We start from the raw sequence: 11665 nt of genomic DNA, 5'->3' as shown, positions 1-11665 counted from the left end.
TTGCCTTTATTCCACAAAAAAAGAGAAGCCCACTATCATCAGCTTCTCTAAACTCTTATTCTCCCTTTTTACTGCGCAAACACCTTACCTGTTGAATCGACATATATCGTATTGATGATGGTTCGATTAAACTTATTTTTGTTCTTTTTCCCATCTAAATCAATGGTTATATTATAAACCCCTTCTCCGAGCTTCGGCAGTTTTAACGAGCCATTTTTTGCTTTCACATTATGCTCTTTCAACTTTCCATTTTTATAGTATTCCAGTGTCATATCGTGAATCAGATCAACCTTTTTGTCCTTATTATTTAAAATGATTTCATCCTGGACTATATTCACTTCTACGCTATCATTCAATACACTGTCAAAGGAAACGACCATAAGGTATTTTTCAGGTGATGAGGGGTGTGATTCCAAGGTCCACTCACCAGTAGCGGGCTTTTGAATCGTAATGGTGTGATGATAAGCCCCATTGAAATATTCACTGTCATCTTTTTTCACATTAAAGGATGTAGACATTTTCCCTGAGGGATCTTTCAAAGCCAAGCGAGAGGCAGGACGATTACTTATCCAATCAAAGGTGACCGATTCAGCTCCCTCTTCAATCAAGACTTTTTCTTGTATATTTCCGTTCGTTTCTCCGCCTCTGACGAACGAGGCCGCGTCAGTAAGGAAGGACGAAGATTGCTCACTGCTTTGGACCTTTGCACCTGATGAATTAACGGTGCTTTCATTTAAATAATCCCTGAATAAGTTGAAAGTGGAGGATCCTTCTTTGATGGTGAAATGATTCCAGTCCCCCACCCTCAACTCAGTGGCATACGGTAGTCTGGAACTATTGACCGTAACGGCTCCGTCATTGCTTCCATACCCCCAAAGATATAATCCTCCCCAGTAAAGGGAACTTCCAAAGCCGCCCCACTTCGTCCCCCCGAATGTATAGATTGGATTTTTATTTACATTTACATGCTGATCGGTATCAGAGCGGAAGTATGCCATATACCCTGTTTGCAGTGAGTAAGTGGCATCATTCTTACTACCAAGGATACCAGCAAGCCAACCCGCCCAGCTGCTATAAGCCAAGTCCGCCAATTGGGAGCCGTGATGAGGTGTCGAAAGGGTGATCACTCTTGAAACATAAGGAAAGGCACCATAGTGAACGAGAGCCGATTGGGTATCGATTCCTCCTTTACTATGGGCGACCACCACCACTTTCTCTCCGTAGTAATTGTAAATCTCTCGTATTTTTTGCGCCAGGAGCGCGCCGTTGTCCCACATATTCTTTGTAGGATACAGGTCGATAAAGGCGGTTTCATAACCATTTTGGTAGGCGGTTTCGTACATATTATTTTCGTTCCACCATGTATTGGAAGAGCTGTTTAAGCCATGAACAAAAAGAATCGGTTGCTTAGAAGGAGCCACATACGAAGGAGTCGTACCTACATACCACTGTCCCGGGACCCCTGAAGGATCATCATTTCCGAACGATCCCGCCTGACTCCATGATGGCAGGAATAAAAACAATGCCAAAATCGTCATACTAATCTTTTTGAACATATCCTCTCTCCTTTACCATTGAACTAAACCTGTAAAGTATATCGGCCTGAATCAGAAGATATGCCCGGATTGAGTAATATGTGAAGAAAGGTCTAATAAGACCTGTGAGATTAGTAAAAATGACTCAGATTGAGAATTTTACTATTAAATGGTCATTCATGCCAATTTTATTAAACTTGTGTAAATCTATGTGTTCTTTCTTTTATTATCGTAAAACCTATGCTATAGTATGAGCAATCGATTTCGATTATCGATATCGCATATCGATATCAAACGGAGGTGTTAAAAGTGGAAGATAAAGTTTTACGGAAACTATTCCTCGGTTTCATTCAAATTCACATTCTTCATCATGCCAAAGAAGAGCCCATTTATGGGACATGGATGCTGGAGGAACTGAGAGAACATGGATATAGCATCAGCTCGGGTACTTTGTATCCGATCCTGCATTCGATGGAAACCGACGGCCTATTGATAAAAGAAGATAAAAACGTAGACGGGAAAATCAGGAAGTATTATTCCATTACTGATAAAGGAAGTGCAGTTTTGATTGAGGCCCGTAACAAAGCGTTCGAGCTCTTTAAAGAAATTAAAGATTGATAAGAAGGTGAATAACAATGAAAACAACAATGAATCTTAAAACACTAATGGAAATCCTTGTAATTTCAACCAGACTTGGATTCACCTCGTTTGGAGGACCGGTTGCCCATCTTGGGTATTTTCATGAAGAATATGTTCGCAGAAGGAAATGGATGGATGAAAAAAGCTATGCCGATCTCGTGGCCCTTTGTCAGTTCCTGCCTGGACCGGCAAGCAGTCAGGTTGGGATGGGTATAGGCATTATGCGTGCCGGGGTCCTTGGAGGTATTGTTTCTTTTCTCGGATTCACTCTGCCTTCAGTCGTGGCATTAGTTCTCTTTGCACTCGTCCTTCAGGGTATGGGGGTGACGGATGCCGGGTGGATACATGGATTGAAAATCGTTGCAGTTGCAGTTGTAGGTCATGCGATCTTAGGGATGGCACAAAAGTTGACGCCGGATTTAAAGAGAAAAGCCATTGCCCTATTCGCTCTGGTTATCATTTTGATGTGGCAGACCGCCATCTCCCAAGTTGCAGTGATCCTTCTGTCTGCCCTTATCGGCTTCCTACTCTATAAACATCATGCTTCTGATCAGGAAGCAAGAGTGAAGATTCCGATTTCCCGCAGGTTAGCGGTGATTTGCTTATTGATATTCTTTGGATTATTGATTCTTCTTCCGATTATCCGGGAAGCAACCACATTGGAATGGGTGGCCCTCTTTGATAGTTTCTACAGATCTGGGTCCCTGGTCTTTGGTGGGGGGCATGTTCTATTACCGCTGTTGGAACGTGAATTTGTTCCGACAGGTTGGCTGACCGAAGAACAGTTTCTAGCGGGGTATGGTGCAGCCCAGGCTGTTCCGGGTCCCCTTTTCACCTTTGCTGCTTATATTGGGGCTGTTATAAACGGATGGAAAGGTGGATTGCTTGCGACGGTGGCCATTTTCCTTCCTGCATTTCTGCTGATTACAGGGGCCTTGCCTTTCTGGGATTCCCTCAGGCAGAATCCAAAGATAAAAGGCGCATTGATGGGAGTGAATGCAGCAGTCGTCGGGATTCTGATAGCAGCATTCTATCACCCGATCTGGACTTCTTCGATCCTCTCACCTGTCGATTTTGCCTTCGCGGCGATTCTGTTCAGTATGCTTGTATTCTGGAAGCTGCCGCCTTGGATGGTAGTAATTGCAGGGGCACTTGGTGGACTTGTAATCAGGATGATGTAGTAGAATACAGAAATGAGCCAGGCAATCATCGCCTGGCTCATTTACTATCTTCTGTCTTTCAAATGTAAGAGAAAGCTTATCTTCTTATAAACCGGTACGCCAGATAAGCAATATACAATGGAGTTGCAATGTAAATTAAATAAGGAAATTCTTCATATGTCCCTTTGAAGATTACATACAATAATGCCCCGATAAAGATCGTCACAATCGTTCCATATTTAGGTAACGGAACTTCTTTCAGACTCGGTATTCTGATCCTGCTCACCATCAGAAAGCACATCGCTGTAAAAATGACCGTTGTCACGATATTCGGAATCCAGTCACCGAACAATGTCAGAATGGCCAATATCCCACCAGCAGCCGTAATAGGGACACCGACAAAATAATGAAGAGACGATTTCGGCGGACTCGTGTTGAAGCGCGCAAGACGGTATGCACCGAATAAAGGGAATACCCCCGCCACAATGAACCCTAATAATCCGAATTGAAAAAAGTATGTATAATACACAAGAAATGATGGTGCGACCCCGAATGTCACGATGTCCGCCAATGAATCCAATTCCTTCCCAAGAACACTGTCTGCATTGAGCATTCTCGCAAGTCTACCGTCCATACTGTCAAGCATCATGCCAATAATGATTAATACTGCTGCATTTTTAAATTGCCCGTTTGCTGCAAATCCGATGGATAAGAATCCGCAATATAAATTCCCCAAGGTCACCATATTGGGGATCTTTTTCGTTAGTTTCATTTTTAGTCCTCGCTCTGCCAAATATTCTATTAGTATTAGAATACCATTTTATTCATCTTCATAAGGCTGTGAAATAAAAAAAGTTCAATAATTCCTATAAAAAAGTCCATTTTCAATTTACAAACCTCAAAATTAGACATACTATAAACAAGGATGATAATAACACAATTGAACGGAATTACATTCTAATAATATTGGTGATGATCAAATGATTAGAAAAAAACTAAGAGAATTAAAGTGCCTGACTTTAAAACTATTGCGGCTTAAAGATAATGCCCATAGCATCGCATTAGGATTCACGGTTGGCTTATTAATTAATTTCGTGCCTTCCTTTGGCATCGGACCCGTCATTTCTACAGCCAGTGCAAAGATATTCAAAGGAAACCCGTTCGCCGGTTTAGTTGGCGGGGTCTCTTTAATCTGGGCTTTCCCTTTCTTCTTTTACTTGAATCTTGTCGTAGGACATCTCTTCTTTCCGCTTGATTCCACAGGTGATGCAGTAGGGGTCGGAATGCAAATAGGAAAAGCTTTCTTTACAGGAATGATGATCAACATCCCCTTATGCGGGATCCTGACCTATGCCATCATGAATTCAGCAGTTAAAAAATACCGAGGGACATTACTGACATTTGTTCAAAGAAAGTGGAACGTATAACCCTTCCTCTTTTTGCTGATTTACGGATCAACTCCACTCTATTACTTTCAATTTTTTGAAACTCTTTCATGGATTCATACGTATATATTTTATAATGATTTCTACTTATGATTACCACATTTTATACTATTTCATCTCGCACTTTGTTATAATTTAACTATTACAAGTCGAGCATAAAATGAGAAAGAGGAGGATTGAAATGATTGGAACCATAGCTGTAATCATGATTTTTTCCATACCCATTCTTGGTATCATTACAGACCATTTCCAAAAACAATCCAAGCTGAAACAAAAAATGATAGAAGATGAACTCGAACTTGAAAAACTCAAACATGAAAATTTTGTCATAGAAACCCAAAAAATGAGGCTTGAATTAGAAAAAATGAACCTCGAAGATCCCAAGGGAAAAACGCATACGATTTGAAGGTATGTAGCGAAAGAGCCGGTCACACAGTGGCTGGCTCTTTTCCATGATCATGTTAAATATTCCTCTGCAAGGGATGGATTAAGATACCTTGCCATTCCCGTCTTCAAAGTTTTCATACCGTGTTTTCTATAGAAAGCTTCATTGCCCGTAGTCGAGATCAATAACACACAAGATACATCTGACAGTTGCTCCAATAAATCCTTCATTATAAGAGATGCAATCCCCTTGCGTTGATAATCAAGGTGAACGACTACATCATAAATCGTTGCATTGAAGACACCATCCGTCAGGGCTCTTCCCACTCCAACGATACGCCCTTCTAAAATTGCCAAAGATACGATATCACTTCTGAGAAATATTTTGGATATCACCTCATTTGTATGCTTAAGCCACCCTACTGAATGGTAAACATCTTTCATTTCATTCAGCCTCTCCGGTTCAAAACGGTTCAGGATCCTAACTTCCACCTTCAACACCTCTTTTGTTTTCTGTTATTACTCGATTGTTTCCTTTTCAAGACCTGAAAAGAATTCCTTCGCTATCTCATTTCTTCTTTCAATTTTTGAATAACATCACTCACTTGAAGTACTCCCACGTTACCTTCCTTCCTTTTTCTGAGTGACACCGATTGTTGCTGGATTTCTTTATCCCCTACGATCATCATATAGGGAATTTTCTGCATCTCGGCATCCCTGATTTTCAGTCCCATTTTCTGAACGCGATCGTCCAGTTCCACCCTGAATCCTTCACTTTCAAGCTTTGCCTTCACTTCTTGGGCATATGGGATATGAGCTTCAGATATAGGAAGGATTTTCACTTGATGGGGAGCCAACCAAAGTGGGAAATCTCCTCCGAAATGCTCAATGATAATGGCCATGAACCGTTCAATCGATCCATAAATGGCCCGATGGATCATGATCGGTCTCTCTACCCGATTATCTTCACCAATATATTCACACTGGAATTTTTCCGGCATTTGAAAATCAAGTTGAACCGTTCCACACTGCCAGCTTCTACCCAGACAATCGAGAATGTGAAAGTCGATCTTCGGTCCGTAGAAGGCGCCATCTCCATGATTGATATGATAATCGACGCCTCTTTCTTCTAATACTCCTTCAAGGTCCCCTTCCGCTTGATTCCACAAGTCAACTGATCCCATAAAATCTTCCGGGCGAGTTGAGAGTTCAACTTTGTATTCGAAACCGAATTTCCCATAGAAACGGTCAATGAGATCGAGAACTTTATGGAGCTCTGCACGAATCTGATCTTCCCTTACAAATAGATGAGCATCATCCTGAGTGAAGGAACGGACTCTCAATAATCCGCTTAACGACCCTGAAAGCTCATGACGATGGACCAACCCAAGCTCCCCATACCGGAGAGGTAGTTCCCGGTAACTTCTCCGTTTACTTTTATAAATCAGGACGGCTCCAGGACAGCTCATTGGCTTAATGGCATATTTCTGATCATCCACCTCTGAGAAATACATATTCTCATGATAATGATCCCAGTGACCTGACTTCTCCCATAATTCCTGTTTCATCATGATTGGTGTTCTGATTTCCTGATAGCCTGCCTTCAGGTGCTCCTTTTTCCAAAATTCCTCCAGCTCATTCCGCAAGAGCATCCCCTTTGGTAAAAAAAACGGCATCCCTGGTGCTTCTTCCATGGAGATAAACAATTCCAGCTCTTGACCCAATTTCCTGTGATTCCTTTTTTCAACCTCTGATTGAATAGACATGTCTTTTCCTCCTTAAGATTTTGTATATAAAAAACCGCACCCATCCCTAACCAAGGGACGAATGCGGTCGTGGTACCACCCTAATTCCGAAGGACAAAAAGTTCTATAGTCCTTCGCTCAAGTAAGATAACGGTTTTCCCGATTATGGATACTCTCGTTTCCCCATAATAGCTCCAAGGTGGTAAATCATGTCCCTTTCTTCAGGGCTTGCAGCCTGATGACCCTGTTCTCTGGTAAGAAAGTGGAAATGATTCGTGTCCTCTTCATAGCGCACAGCTTATTTTAAATAAAAAACCGCACTCATCCCTAACCAAGGGACGAGTGCGGTCGTGGTTCCACCCTAATTTCGAAGTGTATAATAAAACGCTTCACTTAAGTAAGATAACGGTTTTCCCGATTATGGATACTGACCTTCTCCATAATAGCTCCGAGGTGGTAATTCATTCCATTCTCTTCAGGGCTCTCAGCCGGTGACCCTGTTCTCTGATCAAGAAAATAGTGAATGAATCATGTCCTCTTCTTTGCTTTCGTATAGTATATTCTCATATTGATAAAAGTGTTATTGAAATTATATGGGAGTATTTTCTACCTGTCAAGTACACATTATACAAAAATCAGTAAAATAATGCCCACAAGAATAAGGCGGTAAATGGCAAATGGAATTAACTTGACTTTATTGATCACTTTCAAGAAAAAGCGGATCGATAAATAAGCAAACAGGAATGCGCTGATGAATCCGACAAGTAAAAAAGGCATAAACTCAGCATTGAAGTACATCCAGTTTTTCATCAGGGAAAGTGCGCTTGCACCCAGCATGATCGGTACCGCCATTATAAAGGTAAAATCAGATGCTGCACGGTAGCTTAATCCAAGCAATACGCCACCTGATATGGTAGAACCAGACCTAGAAAAGCCCGGCCACAATGACAGACATTGTATCAGACCAATCATCAACGCTTTCTTGTGGGTGATCCCATCAACGGTCTCCACAACCTGTACCTTTGGCCGGAACAGGTCGGCTGCAATCATAAGGAACGCACCTATGGCTAGCCCTGCAAGGACCGTATTTAGTGAAAAGAGATGTTCATCGATGTAGTCTTCGAATAGTAAACCAAGGATTACTGCCGGGAGCAAACCGACCAGTATATGCGAGAGTTTTAATTTTGATGATCTTGCTTCTTTACGGGAGTTCATTCCCAATAAGTCCTTGAATCTGTCCCGAAACACGATGACTACCGCAAGAATCGATCCAAGTTGAATCACTACTTTAAACGTATTGGCAGGATACTTTCCCAATACTTCTTTCGATTTGATCCATAGATCGTCCACTACGATCATATGGCCGGTAGAGGATACTGGAGCAAACTCCGTCAATCCTTCTACCATACCGAGAATAAATGCTTTAATCAGTATTACAAGTTCCATGATTATGTTCTCCTCTAGTGAAGATGATATTTTTTGCTGACTCGTCGGAAGGTTCATCATCGGATGTCCGGTATCTAAAAATAACGAGTCATTTCTCTATTGCAATCTAGATAATAGTACTACAAGTACAAGTAGACGACAATATGGATTTGTACATAACCTAAAACAGAAAGCATACTAAGTATAGGGACAAGCTTTATGGGACTTCACAAATAAAAAAACACAGAACAGGAATAATGCCGATTCTGTGCATCTTACATGCAGCTTTCATATCATTGGGGTCAATGGATGTCCTTTTTCTTAAACTGTCCCCCTCTTACCTCTGCGATATCCGCTATCGCCAGAAATGCGGAGGGATCATGCTCAGCCACGATGTCCTTCAACTTTGCCTCCTCAAGTCGTGTGATGACACAGAATATGACCTTCTTGTCATCTCCCGAAAATGCACCTTCCCCCTTTAAATATGTGACGCCCCTTCCTAACCGATGAAGGAGTGCGTCTCCAATTTCATCGTAATTCTCACTGATGATCCAAACGGATTTAGATTCATCCAGTCCTTTTATCGTAATATCAATGAGTTTAAATGCAACATAATATGCCAACAGTGAGTACATGGCCCTATCCCAGCTGAAGACAAAGCCTGCACTGGCTAAAATGAATAGATTCACAAACATGATGATTTCCCCTACAGAGAACGGAAGCCTTTTACTTGATAAAATGGCGAGGATTTCAGTGCCGTCAAGAGAACCCCCGTATCGGATGACCATGCCGACCCCTATGCCGAGAACGATGCCGCCAAATAAGGATGCCAACAGAATATCTTGTGTAAAGGCTGCGACAGGATGTAGGAAGGTTGTAGAAATCGAAAGAATGATAATGCCATAGAGCGTAGAAAATGCGAAGGTTTTACCGATTTGTTTATATCCAATGAAGAAAAAGGGGATGTTCAAGATAAAGATAAAAAGTCCCAGTTTAATGCCTGTTATGTGTGAGAGCATAATGGAAACGCCGACAATCCCCCCATCAATGACCTGGTTCGGGACAAGGAAAATCTCAAGACCGACAGCCATGATCATAGCTCCTATCGTTATCAGGAACGCTCTCTTCAACACTTCCTTCAATGGGATTTTCTTATGCATGATTTTCACCTGCTGCTGCCGTTGTTGCAAGACCTGTCCTTCAATCATCATCATTCCTCCTCATGTGATACTCTAACAGAACGGCCGAACTACCCTATGCACTTGGCAACCCAAAACTATGTATCATACCCTTTTCATCCACTTCACGAAAACAAAGCCTGTATAACCTATATATTCTATCCTCCCTGCTAAAATACCTGCTTATAGAGAGGGACGGACCTTGGAATAAGTCACATTTTCGAAGTCAAACTTGCTTGTAACATGCTTCAACACTACATTTCTTTAAAATGAATACTTAAAAATCCAAGAGATTTAGAGGTCCGTCCCTGAAATTTGACTAATATGGAGAAATAAAGTATTTTTAATATTTGTATGTTCATGTGTTAACGGACAGGGAGCCTTTGGTGTTCCTTTAGTCAAATAGTTTTGGGGGCTTTTCTTTGATTACTTTAATCAAAACTTTATTGGTCAATATTACGATATTATTTTCTTTTACTTATAATGCAAATGTCCTATTTCCATTTAAAGAAAAACAGGATTCTATTTTCAAACATAAAATCACGTATGGGTTAGTTGGATCGTTTGGGGCACTTTTGTGCATGTTGTACCCCATTGAAACGCTTGGGGCCACCCATTTTGATTTACGAATGATTGCGATCCTGATTTCAACGATATATGCAGGATTATTATCAGGGTCTATCGTGCTCGGGTGTGTCATCATCGTCCGTTATTTAATCGGAGGTCCCTACGTTGCAGTGGGTATCGCCGTTTCAGTATTGGCACTTGTGATGGGAATGATCTTTCGTAAGATGTTATTGAAGACACAGTACAAATTTTTAGGAAGCACACTTATCTTTCTAATCCACTCCATTTTCTACATTACGATTATTAACGTCTATATTCCAATTCTGCATTTGACTTTTTATATTATTTATTTTTCTGTTTTTTATTTTACCTTTCTCTCACTCGTGTTCATTATCGAGCACCTGATCCGAACGAATAAACAGATTGAAGAAATGGTATATCTTGATAAACTGAATATGGTTGGACAGATGGCGGCTTCAATCGCTCATGAGATCCGAAATCCCCTAGCAACAGTAAGAGGTTTCATACAGCATCTAAGCGAGGATTCACAGGATAAGAGGTTAAAGAGGTACTCTCCCCTCATCCTTAATGAATTGGATCGAACGAACAAAATCATCACTGACTACCTGAGCGTAGCAAAACCGAGCGGATTTCAACTATCAAGGTTAAACATAGAAGATGTCATCGGGGATTGTGTAGATCTGTTAAGACCTTTTGCAGCTTACTCCAACACTTCCATCGTTTTTTATCGGAACGGCTCCCATCATATTAAAGGTGATGAGGACCATTTGAAGCAAGCCATCATGAACGTTATTAAAAATGGAATCGAATCCATCGAGAATCAAGGTGAAATTTCAATCACGCTAAAAGAAGATCCCTTCTCTCGCTCTATTCATATCAGCATCTCAGATAACGGAAAAGGAATGACGCAGGATGAGTTAAAGAAAATCGGCTTACCCTTTTACACAACGAAAACCAAAGGAACGGGATTGGGAAGTATGGTGACAAATAAACTTATTCGTGAAATGGGCGGGATGATTGAATATGAAAGTGAAGTGAACAAAGGAACCGTTGTAAAAATCAAACTGCCGCTTCTTCCTTAATTATGAATCTTTGAAATGAGCTTGAGACACTAAGCTCTTTTCTTATGGTGTTTTTCACCCTTCCCCCGCAAACTGTGATAAACTGATTTTATCAGTATTTTCCAACATTTTTCGAAAGAAGGAATCGAACAATGAACAAAAGATGGACGTTTCTTTTTGTCATGGCGGTAATCGTTGCACTAAGTATTGTTACGATCCTCAACAGACCGACGGAAAAAGACTTTGAAAAGTGGCTACAGGATGAGTATATGATCGATTGCAACGAAGATTGTTCCATCATCGAAATGAATAGTATTAATGGAGATATAACAGAGAGGATTAAGTTTGATGATATAAGAGGCACCTATTCACCCGGACTGTTCACCTTACGTATAAGCAGACAGTATAAGAGCCTCGACGATCCCTTGCATATCATACATTTCAACGTGATTGGTTTCAATGGTAGATTCTATCCCCTTCATTCTGACGGTGAATGATAAAGAAG

12 protein-coding genes and 2 other annotated features are annotated in these 11665 nt (G+C 41.1%); of the genes, 6 read left to right on the top strand and 6 right to left on the bottom strand.

Annotation, left to right across the window (positions count from 1 at the left end):
- Positions 1-68: 68 nt before the first annotated feature.
- On the bottom strand, positions 69-1556 hold the full coding sequence (locus V8G47_RS00130) for a lipase family alpha/beta hydrolase (protein WP_336198298.1): 1488 nt from the start codon (positions 1554-1556) through the stop codon (positions 69-71).
- 288 nt (positions 1557-1844) lie between these two features.
- On the opposite strand from V8G47_RS00130, the gene V8G47_RS00125 reads away from it, so the two are divergent.
- Both V8G47_RS00125 and V8G47_RS00120 read left to right on the top strand, forming a co-directional pair.
- A complete protein-coding gene (locus tag V8G47_RS00125; RefSeq protein WP_261751009.1) occupies positions 1845-2153 on the top strand; it encodes a PadR family transcriptional regulator in 309 nt (102 codons plus the stop codon).
- 17 nt (positions 2154-2170) lie between these two features.
- Positions 2171-3355, top strand: coding sequence for a chromate transporter (locus tag V8G47_RS00120; protein ID WP_336198297.1), 1185 nt, complete (start codon positions 2171-2173; stop codon positions 3353-3355).
- A gap of 76 nt (positions 3356-3431) precedes the next feature.
- On the opposite strand, the gene pssA is transcribed toward V8G47_RS00120, so the two are convergent.
- Positions 3432-4106: a CDP-diacylglycerol--serine O-phosphatidyltransferase gene (gene pssA, locus V8G47_RS00115; RefSeq protein ID WP_336198296.1), complete on the bottom strand. Its 675-nt coding sequence runs from the start codon at positions 4104-4106 to the stop codon at positions 3432-3434.
- A 208-nt stretch (positions 4107-4314) separates the two neighbouring features.
- Between pssA and V8G47_RS00110 the strand changes: the two genes are divergently transcribed.
- Positions 4315-4761 carry a DUF2062 domain-containing protein gene (locus tag V8G47_RS00110; RefSeq protein ID WP_336198295.1) on the top strand — a complete coding sequence of 149 codons (447 nt, stop codon included), beginning with the start codon at positions 4315-4317 and terminating at the stop codon, positions 4759-4761.
- A 199-nt stretch (positions 4762-4960) separates the two neighbouring features.
- Positions 4961-5185: a hypothetical protein gene (locus tag V8G47_RS00105; protein ID WP_336198294.1), complete on the top strand. Its 225-nt coding sequence runs from the start codon at positions 4961-4963 to the stop codon at positions 5183-5185.
- A gap of 50 nt (positions 5186-5235) precedes the next feature.
- Here V8G47_RS00105 and V8G47_RS00100 read toward each other — a convergent pair whose 3' ends face one another.
- The 4 genes from V8G47_RS00100 to V8G47_RS00085 form a co-directional block, all read right to left on the bottom strand.
- Entirely contained in the window at positions 5236-5655 is a 420-nt protein-coding gene (locus V8G47_RS00100) for a GNAT family N-acetyltransferase (RefSeq protein WP_442970770.1), read from the bottom strand.
- Positions 5656-5726: 71 nt separating this feature from the next.
- On the bottom strand, positions 5727-6929 hold the full coding sequence (gene thrS / locus V8G47_RS00095) for a threonine--tRNA ligase (protein ID WP_336198293.1): 1203 nt from the start codon (positions 6927-6929) through the stop codon (positions 5727-5729).
- Between the two features lie 50 nt (positions 6930-6979).
- Positions 6980-7205, bottom strand: a binding site (T-box leader).
- 34 nt (positions 7206-7239) lie between these two features.
- Positions 7240-7460: a binding site (T-box leader), on the bottom strand.
- 72 nt (positions 7461-7532) lie between these two features.
- Positions 7533-8354, bottom strand: a complete 822-nt coding sequence (locus V8G47_RS00090; protein ID WP_336198292.1) for an undecaprenyl-diphosphate phosphatase — start codon at positions 8352-8354, stop codon at positions 7533-7535.
- 281 nt (positions 8355-8635) lie between these two features.
- On the bottom strand, positions 8636-9493 hold the full coding sequence (locus V8G47_RS00085) for a YitT family protein (protein WP_442970783.1): 858 nt from the start codon (positions 9491-9493) through the stop codon (positions 8636-8638).
- Positions 9494-9933: 440 nt separating this feature from the next.
- On the opposite strand from V8G47_RS00085, the gene V8G47_RS00080 reads away from it, so the two are divergent.
- Positions 9934-11181 (top strand): ATP-binding protein, encoded by a 1248-nt coding sequence (locus V8G47_RS00080; protein ID WP_336198290.1) that lies wholly within the window; start codon positions 9934-9936, stop codon positions 11179-11181.
- Positions 11182-11312: 131 nt separating this feature from the next.
- Positions 11313-11657, top strand: coding sequence for a hypothetical protein (locus V8G47_RS00075; RefSeq protein ID WP_336198289.1), 345 nt, complete (start codon positions 11313-11315; stop codon positions 11655-11657).
- The last annotated feature ends 8 nt before the right edge of the window (positions 11658-11665 follow it).

The sequence above is a fragment of the Rossellomorea sp. LJF3 genome, assembly GCF_037046045.1.
In the GTDB taxonomy this organism is placed as follows: Bacteria; Bacillota; Bacilli; order Bacillales; family Bacillaceae_B; genus Rossellomorea.
Note: the sequence above shows the minus strand (reverse complement) of the source record. Positions and strands in the feature narration are given on the sequence as shown.

What these genes read in the sequence shown, in the direction of transcription:
- V8G47_RS00130 (WP_336198298.1), bottom strand. Translation starts at nt 1,556, where the DNA reads ATGTTCAAAAAGATTAGTATGACGATTTTGGCATTGTTTTTATTCCTG.
- V8G47_RS00120 (WP_336198297.1), top strand. Translation starts at nt 2,171, where the DNA reads ATGAAAACAACAATGAATCTTAAAACACTAATGGAAATCCTTGTAATT.
- pssA (WP_336198296.1), bottom strand. Translation starts at nt 4,106, where the DNA reads ATGAAACTAACGAAAAAGATCCCCAATATGGTGACCTTGGGGAATTTA.
- V8G47_RS00110 (WP_336198295.1), top strand. Translation starts at nt 4,315, where the DNA reads ATGATTAGAAAAAAACTAAGAGAATTAAAGTGCCTGACTTTAAAACTA.
- V8G47_RS00105 (WP_336198294.1), top strand. Translation starts at nt 4,961, where the DNA reads ATGATTGGAACCATAGCTGTAATCATGATTTTTTCCATACCCATTCTT.
- thrS (WP_336198293.1), bottom strand. Translation starts at nt 6,929, where the DNA reads ATGTCTATTCAATCAGAGGTTGAAAAAAGGAATCACAGGAAATTGGGT.
- V8G47_RS00090 (WP_336198292.1), bottom strand. Translation starts at nt 8,354, where the DNA reads ATGGAACTTGTAATACTGATTAAAGCATTTATTCTCGGTATGGTAGAA.
- V8G47_RS00085 (WP_442970783.1), bottom strand. Translation starts at nt 9,493, where the DNA reads ATGCATAAGAAAATCCCATTGAAGGAAGTGTTGAAGAGAGCGTTCCTG.
- V8G47_RS00075 (WP_336198289.1), top strand. Translation starts at nt 11,313, where the DNA reads ATGAACAAAAGATGGACGTTTCTTTTTGTCATGGCGGTAATCGTTGCA.